This is a genomic window from Francisella marina, assembly GCF_008369785.1.
Classification (GTDB): Bacteria; Pseudomonadota; Gammaproteobacteria; order Francisellales; family Francisellaceae; genus Francisella; species Francisella salimarina.
Genome location: NZ_CP043552.1, coordinates 1,082,969 through 1,101,654 on the forward strand (window position 1 = coordinate 1,082,969; position 18,686 = coordinate 1,101,654).

An 18,686-nucleotide genomic window follows, 5' to 3' on the forward strand; every position below is an offset into this window, starting at 1 on the left:
ATATACTGCTATTTTTCAGTAATGGTACCTAAAGCAACTTCCATCATGTTAGTGAAAGATTGCTCTCTCTGTTGAGCAGTAGTAGATTCACCTGTTATAAAGCTGTCAGATATAGTTACAACCGCAGATGCATTTTTACCCAACTCATTTGCTGTTGCAAATAAAGCAGCAGTCTCCATCTCAACTAAATCACAGCCATACTTTTTGATGATTTTTTTATAATCATCAGAATTTTTTCTATAAAAAACGTCAGTACAGTGTGCTTTTGCTTTTTTAAGCTCTATCTTTTGTCTTTTAGCTGACTCTTCAAGATCCTTATTAAGCTCTTCCGAAGACTTAACATCACGATCCTTATCACCAGTTACAATTTCAACAAAATCAGATTCACAGTAACTTTCTTCAACAAGTACTACATCATAGACTTTGAATTCTTCTTTATAAGAACCCGCAGAGCCAACCCTAATGATATTATCAACATCATAATACTTAAAAAGCTCATAAGCATAGATACCCATACTAGGCATACCCATTCCAGAACCCATGACACTTACTTTTTTACCTTTGTAAGTACCAGTATAACCAAACATATTTCTAACAGCATTAACTCTTGTAACATTTTCTAAATAGTTATCTGCAATATATTTTGCTCTTAATGGATCACCAGGCATAATAACTGTTTTTGCAAATTCTTCTTTTCTTAATGTTTCTATATGAGGAGTAGGTAATGACATATCTGTTCCCTTTATCTTAATTTCACTCAGAATATATTAGCATAAATTATACAAAAATCTTAGTTTTATAGCTTTTAATATTATTAACTTTAGTTAACACATTAACTTTAAAATTACTATTAATACATATTAGATTTTTACTTGAATATTTTTAGAATTAAGAATGATTTTAATTTAATATATATTTAGAGATCCTCTTTAGGATTAGATTCATCAGATGTATCTGGAACATCCTCATCCGGAGCTGCAGGAGCTATAACCTTACCAACCTCGACATTTGGCTTGTAGCTATCTCCATACTCACCTGGTTCACGTACATCACGTCGTGCCATCAAATCATCTACCTGTAATGCATCTATAGTCTCATATTTCATAAGAGCATCTGCCATAGCGTGAAGGATATCAACATTATCTTCTAATAATTTCTTAGCCTTGTTATAGCTCTTATCAATCAACTTACGTACTTCTGTATCTACTTCACGAATAGTAGAATCTGACATTTTGACAGATTTACCACCACTTCCTCCAAATGGACCATCATCTTCAACATCATAAAGTATAGTTCCCATAGCATCTGATAAACCCCAACGAGCTACATAGTTACGAGCGATATCTGTAGCAACTTGAATATCATTAGATGCTCCTGTAGTAACATGATCATACCCAAATATAAGCTCTTCTGCGATTCTGCCACCAAAGATACTACATAAACGTCCATGTAAAATAAGCCTACTTTGGCTAACAGTATCACCCTCTGGCATATACATAGTTACACCAAGAGCTCTACCTCTAGGTATAATACTTACTTTATAAACAGGATCATGTTCAGGCATCAGTTTACCAATAATAGCGTGACCAGCTTCATGATATGCAGTAAGCTTCTTCTCTTTCTCAGTCATAGCCATACTTCTTCTTTCTGAGCCCATCAAGATTTTATCTTTAGCCTTTTCGAAATCTGCCATACTAATTTTATCTTTAGACTCTCTTGCAGCAAATAGAGCTGCTTCATTTACAAGGTTAGCAAGCTCAGCACCAGAAAAACCTGGAGTCCCACGAGCTATCCAGTCAGCCCTAACATCATCGCCTAAAGCTACTTTTTTCATATGAACCTTAAGTATAGCTTCACGGCCTTTAACCGTAGGTAAACCTACATTTACTTGTCTATCAAATCTACCAGGTCTTAATAATGCCTTATCTAAAACATCTGGCCTATTAGTTGCAGCAATGACTATAACACCTTCATTATCAGCAAAACCATCCATTTCAACAAGCATTTGGTTTAGAGTCTGTTCACGCTCATCATTACCGCCACCCATACCCGAGCCACGATGACGTCCTACAGCATCTATCTCATCAATAAATACCAGACAAGGCGCTTTTTTCTTAGCTTGGTCGAACATGTCGCGTACACGAGATGCACCGACACCAACAAACATCTCTACAAAGTCAGAACCTGAAATTGAGAAAAATGGTACTTTAGCCTCACCAGCTATAGCTCTTGCTAGAAGTGTCTTACCCGTTCCCGGAGGTCCTACCATTAAGACACCTTTTGGAATTTTACCACCAATTTTTTCATATTTTTTTGGCTCGCGTAAAAAATCAACAATCTCAGCTACTTCTTCTTTAGCCTCATCGACACCGGCTACATCTTCCAAAGTTACTTTGATTTCATCTTCGCCTAAAAGCTTAGCTTTACTCTTACCTACAGAGAAAGGCCCTCCCTTACTGCCACCACCTGCTTTCATCATCATATAGATAAAGAAACCAAAGATTAGTAACATAGGTAACCAATTTAACAAGAATGCCAGAAATATATTTGGCTTCTCAGGTGCTTTTGCTTTAATAACAGCTTTGCTATCTTCTAGCTTATTAACCAAGCCTCCATCAAGTAGTGGAGCATAAGTTACAAAGCTTTCACCATCTTCTGTTTTACCAGTAATAGTTCTACCATCGACATCTACTAAACTAATTTTATTATCTTTTAACTTACTAACGAACGATGAATAATTAATACTTTTAGATGAACTATTCGTATCATTGATACCATTGAAAAGCAGTAGCATCCCACCAATGATTAAAATCCAAAAAATAATATTTTTGAGCATATTATTTTTATTATCATTATTTTGTGCCATATATTTATTTTACCTTTTTCTTCCCTATGAAGTTTTAATACTAAAATCCAACTAATACTATAGTAAAAAATTCAATTATTAGCTAGTCATTTTGCCAAATTAACATATTATTAATACAATAATTTTTTTAAGTATTTACCTGTATAAGATTTTTTACATTTGACAATGTCTTCTGGTGTTCCCTCAAAAATTATCTGTCCGCCTTTACTTCCACCTTCAGGACCCAAATCCACTATCCAATCAGCCATCTTAATAACATCAAGATTATGCTCAATAATTACTACCGTATTACCTCTATCACGCAGATCCATAATTACTTTTAAAAGCTGATGAATATCATAAAAGTGTAGTCCTGTAGTAGGTTCATCTAAAATATATAAAGTTTTGCCTGTTGAGCGTTTTGAAAGCTCTTTAGCTAGTTTAACTCTTTGAGCCTCTCCACCAGATAAGGTAGTCGCGCTTTGGCCTAACTTAATATAAGACAATCCGACACTCATTAAAGCTTCTAATTTAGTCCTGATACTCGGAACAGCATCATAAAACCCTAGAGCATCCTCCACAGTCATCTCTAATACTTCGTATATGTTTTTCCCCTTGTACTGTACAGCTAGAGTTTCACGATTATAACGCTTTCCTTCACAAACATCACAAGCCACATATACATCAGCTAAGAAATGCATCTCAACTTTTATAACACCATCACCTTGACAAGCCTCACATCTACCTCCGCGAACATTGAAGCTAAATCTTCCTGGACTATACCCTCTAGACCTAGACTCCGCTGTAGCTGCAAACAGCTCTCTTATCGGTGTAAAGACACCTGTATATGTAGCTGGATTTGAACGAGGAGTACGTCCTATTGGCGACTGATCAATATCAATAACCTTATCAAAATGATTAAATCCTTTGTGTGATTTATATTCCATAGGTACAAGTGTACTTCTATTTAATAATCTTGATGCTAGAGGATATAATGTCCTATTAATCAAAGTTGATTTACCAGACCCTGATACACCGGTTACACAAGTCAAAACACCAACAGGAATTTTTAAGTTATCACCTTGTAAATTATTGCCAGTTGCTCCGTTTATTTCAATAAAACGATTCTTATAAGCTTTCAGCCTTTTATCTGGCACTTCTATTTTCTTGCGACCACTTAAATAATCAGCAGTCAAAGATTTTTTATTTTTGATAATAGTCTGGTAATTTCCTGATGCAACTACTTCACCACCATGGACACCAGCCTTTGGCCCCATATCAATAACATAATCAGCTTGCCTAATTGCATCTTCATCATGTTCAACAACGATAACCGTATTACCTAAATCTTTAAGATTATGCAATGCATCTAAAAGGCGTTGATTATCTCTCTGATGAAGACCAATAGAAGGTTCATCCAAGATATACATAACGCCAACCAATCCAGCACCAATCTGACTAGCTAAACGAATACGCTGTGCTTCACCACCCGAAAGAGTATCAGCCTGTCTTGAAAGACTTAAATACTCCAAACCAACATTTGCTAAAAATTCAACTCTTAGCTTGATCTCTTTAAGTAAATTCTCTGCAATAACTTTTTGTTGCCCGACAAACTCTAGTTCATCAAGCCATTTCAATAATTCATCTATAGACAAGGCACACACATCTGCTATATTTTTATCTGCTATAAATATGTTTCTAGCATATTCATTAATTCTAGCACCATTACAAGACTTACACTTAAGGTTACTCATAAGCTCATAGAGATCTTTTTTGACCATATCTGAGTCAGACTCATAGTATCTACGCTCAAAATGAGGTATGACTCCCTCAAATGATTTAACTCTAGTTTGTCTACCACCCCTAATTGAATCAACAGTCATCTTAATGGTTTCATCACCAGAACCGTACAAGATTATTTCTTGATCTTTCTTAGATAATTTCTCAAAAGGTTCATCTAATGAAAATTTATAATGCTCAGCCAAAGATTCTAATTGTGAATAGTAGTATTGATTTGTTTTATTCCACTTAACAATTGCTCCATGCTTAAGCGAAATTGCAGGGTCTATTATTACTTTTTTCTCATCAAAGAATTCTTTGACCCCCAGACCATCACAACTACTACAAGCCCCTAATGGACTATTAAATGAAAAGATTCTTGGAGATAGCTCTTTGAGAGCATAATCACACAACGGACAAGCATGCTTTGATGAGAATAAGATATCTTCAGCATTTTCGTTAGTCATATCTGCTAATTTGACGATACCATTACCAAGATCTAAAGCGGTCTCTATAGACTCTGCAATTCTTTGATCATTGTCTTTCTTAGGCTTAAATCTATCAACTACAACATCTATATTATGTTTCTTATAGCGATCTAACTCTGGATAATCCTCATCTAGATTAAAAAAATCACCATTTATACGAACGCGGATATAACCCTGTGCTAATATTTTATCTAACAAAGTATGGTGAGTACCTTTCTTCTGAGAAATGATCGGAGCAAGTATCATTAACCGAGCTTTCTCATCAAACTCTAAAATTTTATCAACCATCTGGCTAACTGTCTGTGCTTTAAGCTCGATATGATGTACTGGACATTTAGCAGTTCCAGCCCTAGCAAAGAAGACTCTCAGATAGTCATATATTTCTGTAACGGTCCCAACTGTAGATCTTGGGTTGTGAGATGTCGTTTTCTGATCAATTGAGATAGCCGGCGAAAGGCCCTCTATATGCTCAACATCCGGCTTATCCATCATTGATAAAAACTGCCTAGCATAAGAAGACAATGATTCGACATAGCGTCTTTGGCCTTCTGCATATAGCGTATCAAATGCTAATGATGATTTACCAGAACCACTCAAGCCTGTAATAACAGTAAGCTTGTCTCTAGGTATCTCAACATCAATATTTCTTAAGTTATGGGTTTTTGCACCCTTAATGATAATTTTTTTCATAAAGAATTTTAGAGAAATATCCGTTGAATTTTAGATTATTTGTATTCTACTTCTAAGATTTCGTAAGTGACTTTACCTTTAGGCGTATCCAAGGTAACTTCATCGCCTTCTTCTTTTTTAATTAAAGCGCGTGCCAAAGGTGCAATAACAGATATTTTATGATTATCTATATCTGCTTCATCCTCACCAACTATCTGATATGTAGTTTCTTCTTCCGTATCAATATTCATAATTGTAACTGTAGCTCCAAATATAACCATACCATTGGCTTGAAGCTTTGTTACATCAATAACTTGAGCATTAGATAGTTTTGATTCTATATCTTTAATTCTACCTTCTATAATACCTTGTCTCTCTCTAGCAGCATGATATTCAGCATTCTCTTTAAGATCTCCATGATCACGAGCTTCTGCTATAGCTTCAATAATCGCAGGTCTTTCAGTTTTTTTTAGTCTATTTAGCTCTGCTCTTAATGCCTCTTCTCCTACTGGAGTCATAGGTACTCTATCATTTGTCATTATTTATTCTCTCCTTTTAATAACACAAATCAAACTATTCACAAGTAAATGCCCCACCACCATCTCTCGTAGGACTATCAGTATAAACTACTCTACCGACCAAGTTAATAACTAATGCTGCTTGATAATTATTATTTCTATCACAATATGTAATATTACCGTTACCTGTAGCCATAAAACCGTTAGGCGCAATCCTAATAAAGCTAGGATTTCCCGCTAAATTAAGATAAATACGACCATTATTTCCCTGAGGAAGGTTTGCTATTATCTCATCAGTATTACCATCATATATTTCTGTACCATCAGTACTTTCAAAAGCAACGAGAGGATCGTCACCCCACAATCTTGAATTAGAGCAAGACAAACTATTTCTATCCAATTTACCTGATTCATCAAAACTATCTGGAGTAGCTGCACAAATTATAACAGTCCTGCCATCAGAGCGGGCCCTAATAACACTATACTCAATAAACTTTTGTAAATTAGTCAATCTAGTCTCAGCAAATGTTTTAAAAAAAAAGGTAAAAGAACTAATTGCTGCCATCATCAATATAGTCATAATGACAATAACAACCATTGTCTCAACTAAAGAAAAGCCTTTTTTCTTACTAACAAACATTATTTATTTTTTACCTTTGCTATAAGCCATTTAGTTGACTCATCAAGATTCTGATACTCATCAGAAGAATCATCGCTCATTGCCTTTAAAATATTTTTACCAAGTTTTTTACCAAGTTCAACACCCCACTGATCGTAACTATTCACACCCCACAGTGCTCCTTGAACAAATATCTTGTGCTCGTATAAAGCAACAAGAGCCCCAAGAGTATATGGGCTAAGCTCATCAAGCATAATAGTAGTACTTGGCCTATTCCCTGGAATTACTTTGTGAGGAGCTATCTTTTTTGCCTGCTGTTCACTTAGACCAGAATTTAAGAGCTCATTATAAACCATATCGTAAGATTGTCCAAACATTAGTGCTTGTGACTGAGCAAAACAATTAGCTAGTAAAGCCTGTTGATGATTATCATATCTATGATGGCTTGTAGCCACAGCTATAAAATCAACAGGAATAAAAACATTACCTTGGTGTAACAGTTGATGAAAAGCATGTTGCCCATTTGTACCGACACCACCCCATAACACCACGCCAGTCTGATAATTAACCGTTTCTCCAGCAAGATTCACAGATTTACCATTACTCTCCATATCAGCTTGTTGAAGATAGTCCACAAAATAACAGAGCCTTTCATCATAAGGAAGTAATGCTTGTGACTGACTAGCATAAGCACATGAATAGTAACTGGCTAACAATCCCATAATTACAGGAATATTTTTATCAAAGCTCGTTTCTCTAAAGTGTTTATCTACAGAGTATGCACCAGCTAACAGCTTCTCAAAATTATCATAGCCAATTGCAAAAGCTATCGACATACCAATTGATGACCATAATGAATAGCGTCCACCAACCCAATCCCACATCTTGTAGCAGTGTTCAAGATCTATACCAAATTCTTCTACTTTATCTAATTTACTAGATATAGCCACAAAGTGATTAGCTACAGCTTTTTCATCATCATAATGATCCAGCAACCACTCTCTAGCAGATATGGAATTTAAAAGAGTCTCCTCTGTCGAAAATGATTTAGATGCCACAATAAACAAAGTAGTCTCAGGATCAACAACATGTAAAGCTTGTAATAATGAATCCGCATCAACATTTGAAACAAAATGAACTTTTAGACCTATACAGTGATATGGTTGCAGCGCTCTAACAACCATTTTTGGCCCTAAATCTGAACCTCCAATACCGATATTTACAATATCCGTAATTTTTTTACCCGAAAAGCCCTTCCACTCTCCTGATGTTACTTTTTCAACAAGAGCTTTTACACGTTGCTTCTCTTCATTGACTTCTTTGCGAATATCCTGTCCATCTATGACTAGTGGAGAATTAGATAAATCACGTAACGCAGTATGCAAAACAGATCTATTCTCTGTAGAGTTGATTTTTTCTCCTGTGAACATCTGCAAAATCTTATTTTTAAGGTTAGACTGATCAGCTGCTTCTAAAAGAGATTTTAATATAGCATCATTAACAAGATTTTTTGAATAATCAAAGTAAATACCTTCAAGCTTCAAAGATAATTTTTCAACTCTATGATCATCTACTGCGAACTCTTGTTTCAAGTTTACATTCTGTTGTTTTAGTCCCTTTCTAGAATTATTACAAAATGTCATTTAATCTATCCTTATATTTTGCATGCGATATAAATAATAAAATATCTCCATCTGAGTAAGATATTTCCACCCTATCTTCAATAGCATAGTTTCTTGCACCTGTACCAGTATCTATACTCAAGGTCTCACCAGATAAGGGATACCTGAGACCATTATAGTATATATTTTCTGCATATCCAAAAGGCATAACTGAAAACATCTTACCAAGCACACCGCCTATACTATACTTCTTAGGTATAAAAAAATATCTAGAGTAAGTATCTATAAACTCAATATCTAATCTTCGCATATAGTTTTTAGCAATACTAATATTGCATAAAAAATGATCCATTTCTCCCTCTGATGCTCCAAAGACATAAACCTTTGTAACACCCAAAGAGATAATATATTCTAAAGATTTTTCAAAATCTGTAGAGTACTGATCCTTATCAATAAGAAATAGCTCATCATCTAGAACAGCGAATGAATCAAAGTCACCTACAACTTTTTTAACTTTTGGACTTAAACAAGCAGATTCACTAATCTTTTTGTAAGCACCATCTGCACAAAATATATCGTAATTATTCAAAATATTTCTAATGTACTTTTCACAAAAAGACAAATTGATACTACCATTTAGAAACAGTATAGCTTCAGACATCACTTTATATCTACTAAAAAATAATAGTAAATTATAGCTTAATAGAACGAAAATAAAGAGCTTTAAGATTGATAATTAGGTGGTTCTTTCGTAATTGTAACGTTATGTACATGAGATTCTTTGAACCCAGCACCTGTAATTTGAACAAAAGTTGGCTCTGTACGCATAGTCTGAATATCCTTTGAACCAGTATACCCCATACTAGATCTTAATCCACCTATTAACTGATGTATAACTGCAGCAAGATGCCCCTTGTAAGGCACTCTACCTTCGACACCTTCTGGAACAAATTTTTTAGCATCAGTATTACCACGGAAGTATCTATCAGAAGAGCCTTGTTCCATAGCACCTAGAGATCCCATACCTCGATATGACTTATAAGAACGTCCTTGGAAAAGTTCCACCTCACCAGGAGACTCTTCAGTACCACCAAAAAGACCACCAATCATAACCACTGAAGCTCCAGCTACTATGGCCTTTGCTATATCTCCAGAGAACTTGATACCACCATCCGCAATAACTGGAACTCCTGTGCCTTCTAAAGCTTCAGCAACATTTGATATCGCAGTAATCTGTGGCACACCAACACCAGCAACAATCCTTGTTGTACATATTGAACCCGGGCCTATACCCACTTTAACAGCATCAGCACCAGCTTTAACAAGATCCTTCGCAGCTTCTGCTGTAGCAATATTCCCACCTACAACCTCAATTTTTGGATAATTCTCTTTGACCCAATTAACCATATCAAGTACACCTTGAGAATGGCCATGAGCTGTATCAACAACAATTATATCAACGCCCTCTGCTGCTAATGCCGTGACACGTTCCTTAGTGTCAGCCGCTGTGCCAACTGCAGCACCAACTCTCAAACGACCAAGCGAATCCTTACAAGCATTAGGCTTGTTTTGTGATCTTTCAATATCTTTTGTAGTTATCAAACCAACTAGTTCGCCTTGCTCATTTACTACAAGTAACTTTTCTATCTTGTGCTCATGAAGTTTTTTCTTGATTGCACCTTGAGAAGCATCCTCAGCTACTGTTACTAACTGATCTTTAGGTGTCATTATAGAACTCACTGGCTCATCTAAATCTTTTGCAAATCTAAAGTCACGCTTAGTTACAATACCTATAATCTTATTAGTATCATCAACGACTGGAAAACCAGAGAAATTATGTTCTTTTGCAAGCTGCATGACATCTTTGATTGAGCTCTCTTGTTTTATGGTAATTGGATCAATCACCATCCCATTCTCAAATCTCTTAACTTTTTTAACTTCTTGAGCTTGAGCCTGTATAGACATATTTTTGTGTATAATTCCAATCCCACCTTCTTGAGCTATAGCTATAGCAAGGCGTGACTCAGTAACAGTATCCATAGCTGCAGATACTAAAGGGATATTTAATTGAATATTCCTAGTAATATTTGTTTTCAAATCTACCTGATGTGGAAGTACGTTCGAATATCTAGGTGAAAGCAATACATCATCAAAAGTGATCGCTTGTTGAGTAATTCTTAGCATTTTTAATCTCCGTAATTAAAATCTAAAAGAGGTGATATTTAATTACAGAAGTATTCTACCATACTAGAAAAAATATACTAGAGAGAAATATATGTTATTTAGATTGCGACAATAGATAATGTATAAGTAATGGTACTGGTCTACCAGATGCTTTGCAATTTGCAAAATCTCCCATTGCCGATCCAGCGATATCAAGATGAGCCCACTCATAATCTTCTGTAAACTTTGATAAGAACAATCCTGCAACTATAGAGCCTGCTGATCTATCGCGACCACAATTATCCATATCAGCAACTTTACTTTCTAACTTTTTAAAGTATGGCTTATGCAAAGGCAGTCTCCATACTAAATCATTAGAGACATCGGCTGCTTGCTGAAGACTATTGGCAAGTTTATCGCTATTAGCAAACATTCCAGAAAATGCATCTCCTAAAGAGATAATCATAGCACCTGTCAGGGTTGCCATATTAATAACTGCTTTTGGATTATATTTACCAATATAAGTTAAAGTATCACAAAGCACTAGACGACCTTCTGCATCTGTATTACTTACCTCTACCGTTATACCTTTCATACTTTTAAGTACATCACCTGGTCTATATGATCTAGCATCTACAGCATTTTCTGCAAGCCCCATAACACCAACAACGTTAATAGGAAGGTTCAGCATTGCTAGAGCTTTCATTGTACCCATAACAGCAGCAGCTCCGCCCATATCCATTTTCATAGAATCCATTCCAGCAGCGGGCTTAATACAGATACCTCCATTATCAAACACTAAACCTTTACCAACAAGTACTATCGGAGCCTGATCTTCATCACCACCATTATATTCCATACATACAGTATAATTAGACATATCTGAGCCACGACCCACAGCTAATGCGCAGCCCATTCCAAGCTCTGCCATAGCATCCTGATCTAAATAGTTAAGATTAAATGTTTCATATTTAGATGTTAAATCTCTAGCTTCATTTAGCATATAATCTGTATTACAAATATTTGCTGGAAGATTCTGCAAATCCTTGGCATAATTCTGGCCACACGCAATTGCTGAACCAACCTTAGCAGACTCTTCCAAATCTTGATTTCCTGAATATACTAATTCGATTTGTTCTAATGAAAAATTCTCTTTTTTAGATTTTAATTGATCAAAAACATAGGTTTCAGAAATCAATGCTCTAATGGTGTCTAAAGTAAACTGCTTCTCATTATAATTTGCAAAGATATAATCTATATTTACAGAAACCTCTTTTATGTTTAATTTTTTAAGCTGTTCGGCTACCTTTGCAATAATTTTATCGTATTCTGAAGCTATAAAATCTTGTCTAAGCCCAAGACCTAGCAGAACTACAACTTTATCACCATGTAGTAAAGGAAGAACCTCACTAGACTCAGCTTTAAAAACTTTTTTATCTAGTAAAGACTTTGAATTTGGACATTTTGTTTCTTCAACAAGTTTCTTAAGGTTTTCTTGAGCAACAATCAACACTTCAGCGGACAAAGTCGACTGATTATTTACAACAATTTTCATTAGAGATCCTGTATTTTTTGTAACATATTTTCAAACATAATATCAAAAAACGACATTTATCGCATTAAATTTAAAAGCTAGTTATTCTTATTTACTGACTTTTGCTTATAAAAAATATAGAATTGCTACTAGCATAATTATTATATAAATATAGTGGCATACTTTGATTCTAGAAAAATATTACAACAAAGACATAGTTAATACATTCACATCTATTACTCTTTTTATAATATCTATTGTGTCTGCCAATTTACTTATTCGACTTTTTCAGCAGGCCTATTCACAGGGTCTTGGAATTGACTCTATAATAAAATTTGTAATATTAACAATACCTGGAAATGTAAGTCTTGTCGCTCCTATCGCAATATTTTTAGCTATTGTGATTTGTTTTGGTAAGTACTTTGCAAACAATGAAATGTTTGTAACGCTTGCCGGCGGTGTCACATGGATGCAAATTGTCAAAAACACTATGAAGCCTGTATATGCTTTAACCTTTATAACATTTTTGACAGTAATGTATATTAATCCGTTATCTAAACAGACGCAGGACATCTATCAAGCATCACTGACTGCAAAAGCACTACTATCATCAATAACAGATGACAAGATAATTAAAACTACTGATGGAAAAGTCATATATATAAAAAGTAAATCAGGAAACACGCTTAAAGACGTTTTCTTATATATGGGTACAGATAATAGTGATGAATACAAAGTTGTAACAGCCCCTATAGCAAAGGTTATAACAGATAAAGGTGCAGCATACGTAGACTTCCACGATGCTCATATTTATACAAAAGAACCTAAAACATACGAACACTCTTATGACACTGCTAAGAATGCCATATACACTATTTTTGACACTTCTGACCGTGATTACAATCACGATAAAGTTGATAGGCTATACATGCACACATTAATAGAAAATTTTTCTGATAGTGACAACGGAACAGTTTCACGTGGGGAACTTTTTGGTCGTATCAATAACTCTATTTCTGTAATTGTAGCATCATTGTTGGCTCTTGCTCTTTGTAGATTAAGACCAAGACAAAATAAATATGCTAAACTGCTGCCCTCTGTTGTTGTTCTGGCCGTATACTTATGTAGTAATATGTTTGTTAACACTCTTATGGTTGGTGGTAAATTGCCAATCTGGATAGGCTGCTGGCTTCCACATATCTTTTTTATAATTTATGCTATTAGAACAATAAGAAAAGATAATGGATCATCTAAAAAGGAAAAGTAAATGTTTTTAAACCGTATTGATCGTTACATTTTTAAAACAGTATTTAGCAGTTTTCTTGTTGTAAGTTTGATCTTTTGTATTTTATTTTTTATTTTCACATATCTAGCACAGGTAAGTAATAATGATACAGGCGCAAGTAACATAGAGCTTATTATAGTAACTATATATCAGTTACCAGGAATCTTATACACATTACTTCCTGCTTGTGCTATGGTGGGAGCACTAATGGGGCTTAGCTTACTTGCAAACAACTCCGAAATAATAGTATTAAGATCTTTTGGTCGCTCTACTGCTCAAATTGCAAAAGGGGTAGTATTAGTCGGTATAATTGGCTCTATCATCACAATGGTTTTTGGTGGCTATATAGCTCCAGTATTACAAAAGCTCGCTGACTCAAACACCGTTGCATATAACACTCACGACTTGTGGCTCAAAACTTCTGACGGGTTTATGAATATCTCAAATATAGATCCTAATGGAGGAAAAGCATTCGGAATAAGAAAGTTTATAACCAGTGATAACCAAGTGCAACAGGTTAGATATGCAAAAAAAGCTGAATACGTAAATGATGCGACAGCAAATGTGTTTGATGTAAGTGTTGTAACATTCCCCAACAGCAATGCCAAACATATAAGTGTCAAAGAAAATGTTTATAAAGCTATCTGGTCTAATCCAATACCAATATCTGTAGCTAAAGTTATTACTATCAACGATAATGATTATCTAAACTTTACTCAGTTAACTAAATATATGCTTTCCAATAGTCAGGCAAAGGACTCTATATCACTAAAATTTTGGCAAGAAATTTTTCAGCCTATAGCTTTAATGGTATTAATACTACTTTCTGTGCCTTTAAGTATAGGATCCACAAGATCATCAACCCTAATACTCAAGCTACTTTTAGGAGCATTTTTTGGATTCGCATTTTTTATTATTAACCAAATATTTGGCCCAATTGCGCTGATTCTGCACTTACCAACAATAATTGGTGCTGCAGGACCTACGGTTGTTGCATTAATATTACTAATTTATCTATTTATAAAATCTAAAGAAACATAAAATAATATATGAGCATTAACAAATATTCCTTAAACAATGATTTAAGTATATACATTAAAAAAGATTTGAGAGCTCCCGTCACTCTTGCACAGATTTGGTATAAAGTAGGTTCTACATACGAACCCACTAAACTAACTGGCATATCTCACATGCTTGAACATATGATGTTTAAAGGTACTAACAAATACTCCAAAGATGAGCTTAATAGTATAGTAGAGAATAATGGGGGTGTACAAAATGCATTCACAGGTTTTGATTATACTGCTTACTACCAATTTTGGCATAAAAAAAATCTAGAACTAAGCCTATCTATTGAGTCATCGAGAATGTCTAACCTACTCTTTGATGAAAATGAATTTATCCCTGAAAGAAAAGTTGTACTCGAAGAAAGAAATCTACGTGTAGATGACAAAGCATTTAGCTACGCCTTTGAACAATTTATGAGACTTGCATATCAAAATAATTCACGACACACTCCAATAATTGGTTGGCGTGAAGATATTGAAAATTACACTCTTAATGATCTAAAAAAGTGGTATCAACAAAATTACGCCCCAAATAACGCTAGTATTGTTCTTGTAGGTGATATTGATGAATCATCAGCTATACCTATGATAAAGGATTACTTCGGCAGTATTCCTAAATCTAAATTAATTAATATAGAAAAAGAGCCAAGCTTAATAAATATTGGCTATAGACACTCAAAAGTACAAAAATCACCAAATGATACAGATGCTGCGATATTAGGATACATAACACCCTCGCTAACAACTGATTATCATGATAATGATCCTTTTGCCTTAATGATCCTAAATAATATTATTGGTAGTGCTGATGCATCAGTATTACAACAAGAGCTTGTTAGAGATAAAAATCTATGTTGTCATATTGATAGCGAATACTCTCCCTTCATAAAAGGTGAGGATCTTTTTATGATTACAGCTATAGCAAACCACAACCAAAGCTTAGATAAAATCCAAAATGAAATAGAGAATTCAATTATAAAGCTAAAAAACAATGGTATAACCCAAGAGCAGCTTGATAGAGCAAAAGTAACTATAAAAGCTGATAAAGTGTTTGCTATGGATTCTCTTGAAACTCAAGCAAATTTAATAGGTTCTCTTGCCAGTATAAATCTAGATGTTGACTACTATAAGTATCTTGAAAAACTTTATGATGTTTCAACTAGTGATGTTAACCGTGTACTAGACAGATATTTTGACAAATCAAACCTTACATCTCTTCACTTATTAAAGGATTAAAAATCATGATCCATAAATTTAATATAAATAATACAACAGTATATTTCCAAGAATCTCCAAGTTTACCAATGATTGATATACAGCTTAACTTTAGAGCTGGCTCTGCATTTGATGGAGAATTGAATGGTTTAGCTGATTTGGCAGTAGGAATGTTTGCTACAAAGACTAAGAAGTCTAATGAGCAAGAACTTATAAATAAAATAACTGATAATGGAATATCTATACATTCAGAAACTACTAAAGAATTTTTTAATATAAAAATTCGCTTGTTAAATGATAATAATATTATTAGCAATACTATTAATATATTAGAAGAAGTTTTTACTATTCCAGACTTTGATCCTGATATATTAGAAAGAGAAAAAATTCAGACTCTTACTCATATTGACTATTTATATCAACAGCCCAACTACCTAGCATCACTTGAATTTTCAAAGCATATTTTTGCAAATAACCCTTATAGTAAGCCAACAATTGGCTACAAAGAAACTATTAAAAAAATATCAAAAAAAGATATTGAAGATTTCTTTAATCAAAATATTTGTGCAAATAATGCCAATATATGTATAGTTGGTGCTATAGATAAATCTCAGGCTGAAAGTATTTCTCAAAAAATAATTAGCCTCCTACCAAAAGGTAAAAAAAATACGCAAAAATTTGCTCAACAAAAAAACAATATCGAAATAGTTAAAAACAAATTTCCAAGTAAACAAACTGCAATACTAGTTGGTCATCAATTATTACTCGAAATTAACGATCCATTATACTTCCCTCTAAAACTAGGAAATGAGATACTTGGTGGTGGCGGTTTAAACTCTTTGCTTTTCAATAAAGTTCGTGAAGAGCTTGGACTGGTTTACAACATATCAAGCACAGCAAATATTAATCCCGATTACGGTAGTTTTTTAATATCGGCTCAAACAAGTAATCCAAACCTTGCTATAGACACTATAAACACTGTCTATAGTAATTTCATCAATTCAACTATAGATGAACAAACCCTAACAAACTCTAAAAAGCATATTGAAGGCACGCATTTACTCAGTAGTGTAAAAAATAGCTCTAAATTAAATATGCTATCTTCAATCGCAAATAAAAATCTACCTTTAGATTTCTTTGATACTTATGTTGAGCATATTAATAATGTTACTGCTAAAGAAATTCATAATGCTTATCAAGTGATACAAGAAAATAACATAATCACAGTAATGGTTGGAGATATCGAATAAGTGAAGACAAATACTATTCGTATAATATCTGGAAAATATAAGAATCGAAGGCTTAAGTTCCCTAATGTAAATGGCTTACGCCCAACCTCTGATCAACTTAAAGAAACTATCTTTAATTGGTTAGCTCCATATATACATGATAGCATTTGCATTGATGCTTTTGCTGGTAGTGGTAGCCTAGGTATAGAAAGCATATCAAGAGGTGCTTCAAAAGCCATATTCTATGAACTTAATTTTAAAGCTTTGCAGCAAATCAAAGAAAATATTAATACATTGGAAATAAAGAATTGTGAAATATATAAAGCCGATAGTATAAAAGCCCTTGCAAATTTTGACGCCAAAAATTCTAAGCTAATTATATTTTTAGACCCTCCATTCAATAAAAACATTACTCCAAAAGCTCTAGAGTCAATATTAAAAAATCAAAATATTCCTAATGAAACATTGATTTATGTAGAAACTGAAAAAACAGCTACATATAAACTTGATGGTTTTGATATATTAAAAGAAAAAACCACAAGTACTCTATCCGCCAAACTTCTACGTAAAAAATAAGTCTTTATATATTTAGACTTTTAAATAGCTCAATTATGCTACAATTTGTGAATATATTTTTAGTAGTACTTATCCTCCATTATGCGTATAACTCTCAAACATCTGAAAGTTTTTATTGAAGTCGCAAAAGCTGAATCTATCAGCGAAGGTGCCAAGTCATGTTTTATATCACAATCTGCAGCTAGTATTAGTTTAGGTCAGTTAGAAAAAATCCTTGAAATAAAACTTTTTGACCGTAATAAAAGTGGTCTAAGCCTAAATAGTGACGGTAAAGCCCTATTTAAGAAAGCTATTGAAATCATAGAAAAATCAAATGAGTTTGAATTATTTAATAAATCCAATGAAAACCTACAAGGTGACATTTCTGTAGCTGCAAACTCTGTGATAGCAACTTATGTACTGCCAAAACTACTTTATAAATTCCAGACAGAATACCCAAACATAAAGATTAATATTATCAGTGATAACCTTGATAAAACTTTCGCTAATATTGAAAATGAAATATGTGAAATAGGCTTTGTCGAGGGACGTGTTCTTTTACATGAAATGAAATCAGAAGAAATCATTATAAAAAAGTCTGAACTCAAAATAATCTGCAATAAAAACCACCCACTTGCAAAGTATGACTCTATTAACATTGATGATGTTTTTGGATATAAATGGGCATATTATCATGACACTTTTACAACGCGAGATATTCTTATAACCAAGATAGATAAAAACTCAAATATCATGAGGAAATGGGCTGGTGACTACGATGTTAAAGTGAACATTGTTCTAGGAGATATAGTTTTTACAAAAAATGGTGACATGATAAAAGAAAGTACAAACTCTTTCATTGATGATGATTTCTATCTACCGAATATTGAAGCTGTTAAAGTATATGTCGCAAACAGCGATTTTCTTGCAACTGTACCTAATGTAAGCCTTAGTGAGATAGACAATAACTCACTAAAGGTTATTAATGTAAAAAATATTGTAATGACAAGAAATCATCGAATTATATTGAAGAAAAATAAGCACCACACGAAAATTGTTAAACTATTTTGTGATTGGTTGCAGAAACAAGAATACTAG

General features: G+C 33.9%; 15 protein-coding genes. 6 read left to right on the top strand and 9 right to left on the bottom strand.

Annotation, left to right across the window (positions count from 1 at the left end):
- Positions 1–8 precede the first annotated feature (8 nt).
- The 9 genes from deoD to F0R75_RS05440 all read right to left on the bottom strand — a co-directional run bounded on the left by deoD (position 9) and on the right by F0R75_RS05440 (position 12,258).
- The gene (gene deoD, locus F0R75_RS05400; protein WP_149368057.1) at positions 9–731 is read right to left on the bottom strand and encodes a purine-nucleoside phosphorylase; all 723 of its coding nucleotides are present in this window, start codon (positions 729–731) and stop codon (positions 9–11) included.
- 185 nt (positions 732–916) lie between these two features.
- Entirely contained in the window at positions 917–2,866 is a 1,950-nt protein-coding gene (ftsH, locus tag F0R75_RS05405; RefSeq protein WP_188030128.1) for an ATP-dependent zinc metalloprotease FtsH, read from the bottom strand.
- A 110-nt stretch (positions 2,867–2,976) separates the two neighbouring features.
- On the bottom strand, positions 2,977–5,802 hold the full coding sequence (gene uvrA, locus F0R75_RS05410; protein WP_149368056.1) for an excinuclease ABC subunit UvrA: 2,826 nt from the start codon (positions 5,800–5,802) through the stop codon (positions 2,977–2,979).
- A gap of 35 nt (positions 5,803–5,837) precedes the next feature.
- Positions 5,838–6,320: a transcription elongation factor GreA gene (gene greA, locus F0R75_RS05415; protein WP_013923407.1), complete on the bottom strand. Its 483-nt coding sequence runs from the start codon at positions 6,318–6,320 to the stop codon at positions 5,838–5,840.
- Positions 6,321–6,354: 34 nt separating this feature from the next.
- Positions 6,355–6,939: a type II secretion system protein gene (locus F0R75_RS05420; protein ID WP_146421151.1), complete on the bottom strand. Its 585-nt coding sequence runs from the start codon at positions 6,937–6,939 to the stop codon at positions 6,355–6,357.
- Positions 6,939–8,561 (bottom strand): glucose-6-phosphate isomerase, encoded by a 1,623-nt coding sequence (gene pgi, locus F0R75_RS05425; protein WP_149368055.1) that lies wholly within the window; start codon positions 8,559–8,561, stop codon positions 6,939–6,941. Before pgi ends, F0R75_RS05420 begins: the two co-directional genes overlap by 1 nt.
- On the bottom strand, positions 8,548–9,201 hold the full coding sequence (locus F0R75_RS05430) for a thiamine diphosphokinase (RefSeq protein ID WP_149368054.1): 654 nt from the start codon (positions 9,199–9,201) through the stop codon (positions 8,548–8,550). The genes pgi and F0R75_RS05430 overlap by 14 nt, the downstream gene beginning before the upstream one ends.
- A 62-nt stretch (positions 9,202–9,263) precedes the next feature.
- Entirely contained in the window at positions 9,264–10,724 is a 1,461-nt protein-coding gene (gene guaB / locus F0R75_RS05435; protein WP_149377222.1) for an IMP dehydrogenase, read from the bottom strand.
- Positions 10,725–10,818: 94 nt separating this feature from the next.
- The gene (locus F0R75_RS05440) at positions 10,819–12,258 is read right to left on the bottom strand and encodes a leucyl aminopeptidase (RefSeq protein ID WP_149368053.1); all 1,440 of its coding nucleotides are present in this window, start codon (positions 12,256–12,258) and stop codon (positions 10,819–10,821) included.
- A gap of 163 nt (positions 12,259–12,421) precedes the next feature.
- Here F0R75_RS05440 and lptF point away from each other — a divergent pair, with 163 nt between their 5' ends.
- The 6 genes from lptF (at position 12,422) to F0R75_RS05470 (ending at position 18,686) form a co-directional block, all read left to right on the top strand.
- Entirely contained in the window at positions 12,422–13,504 is a 1,083-nt protein-coding gene (gene lptF / locus F0R75_RS05445) for an LPS export ABC transporter permease LptF (protein WP_041263800.1), read from the top strand.
- Positions 13,505–14,563, top strand: coding sequence for an LPS export ABC transporter permease LptG (gene lptG / locus F0R75_RS05450; RefSeq protein ID WP_146421146.1), 1,059 nt, complete (start codon positions 13,505–13,507; stop codon positions 14,561–14,563).
- A gap of 8 nt (positions 14,564–14,571) precedes the next feature.
- On the top strand, positions 14,572–15,825 hold the full coding sequence (locus F0R75_RS05455; RefSeq protein ID WP_149368052.1) for a M16 family metallopeptidase: 1,254 nt from the start codon (positions 14,572–14,574) through the stop codon (positions 15,823–15,825).
- 5 nt (positions 15,826–15,830) lie between these two features.
- Positions 15,831–17,054, top strand: coding sequence for a M16 family metallopeptidase (locus F0R75_RS05460; protein ID WP_149368051.1), 1,224 nt, complete (start codon positions 15,831–15,833; stop codon positions 17,052–17,054).
- Entirely contained in the window at positions 17,055–17,609 is a 555-nt protein-coding gene (rsmD, locus tag F0R75_RS05465; protein WP_149368050.1) for a 16S rRNA (guanine(966)-N(2))-methyltransferase RsmD, read from the top strand.
- Positions 17,610–17,690: 81 nt separating this feature from the next.
- A complete protein-coding gene (locus F0R75_RS05470; protein ID WP_149368049.1) occupies positions 17,691–18,686 on the top strand; it encodes a LysR family transcriptional regulator in 996 nt (331 codons plus the stop codon).

What these genes read in the sequence shown, in the direction of transcription:
- deoD (WP_149368057.1), bottom strand. Translation starts at nt 731, where the DNA reads ATGTCATTACCTACTCCTCATATAGAAACATTAAGAAAAGAAGAATTT.
- ftsH (WP_188030128.1), bottom strand. Translation starts at nt 2,866, where the DNA reads ATGGCACAAAATAATGATAATAAAAATAATATGCTCAAAAATATTATT.
- uvrA (WP_149368056.1), bottom strand. Translation starts at nt 5,802, where the DNA reads ATGAAAAAAATTATCATTAAGGGTGCAAAAACCCATAACTTAAGAAAT.
- greA (WP_013923407.1), bottom strand. Translation starts at nt 6,320, where the DNA reads ATGACAAATGATAGAGTACCTATGACTCCAGTAGGAGAAGAGGCATTA.
- F0R75_RS05420 (WP_146421151.1), bottom strand. Translation starts at nt 6,939, where the DNA reads ATGTTTGTTAGTAAGAAAAAAGGCTTTTCTTTAGTTGAGACAATGGTT.
- pgi (WP_149368055.1), bottom strand. Translation starts at nt 8,561, where the DNA reads ATGACATTTTGTAATAATTCTAGAAAGGGACTAAAACAACAGAATGTA.
- F0R75_RS05430 (WP_149368054.1), bottom strand. Translation starts at nt 9,201, where the DNA reads ATGTCTGAAGCTATACTGTTTCTAAATGGTAGTATCAATTTGTCTTTT.
- guaB (WP_149377222.1), bottom strand. Translation starts at nt 10,724, where the DNA reads ATGCTAAGAATTACTCAACAAGCGATCACTTTTGATGATGTATTGCTT.
- F0R75_RS05440 (WP_149368053.1), bottom strand. Translation starts at nt 12,258, where the DNA reads ATGAAAATTGTTGTAAATAATCAGTCGACTTTGTCCGCTGAAGTGTTG.
- lptG (WP_146421146.1), top strand. Translation starts at nt 13,505, where the DNA reads ATGTTTTTAAACCGTATTGATCGTTACATTTTTAAAACAGTATTTAGC.
- F0R75_RS05455 (WP_149368052.1), top strand. Translation starts at nt 14,572, where the DNA reads ATGAGCATTAACAAATATTCCTTAAACAATGATTTAAGTATATACATT.
- F0R75_RS05460 (WP_149368051.1), top strand. Translation starts at nt 15,831, where the DNA reads ATGATCCATAAATTTAATATAAATAATACAACAGTATATTTCCAAGAA.
- F0R75_RS05470 (WP_149368049.1), top strand. Translation starts at nt 17,691, where the DNA reads ATGCGTATAACTCTCAAACATCTGAAAGTTTTTATTGAAGTCGCAAAA.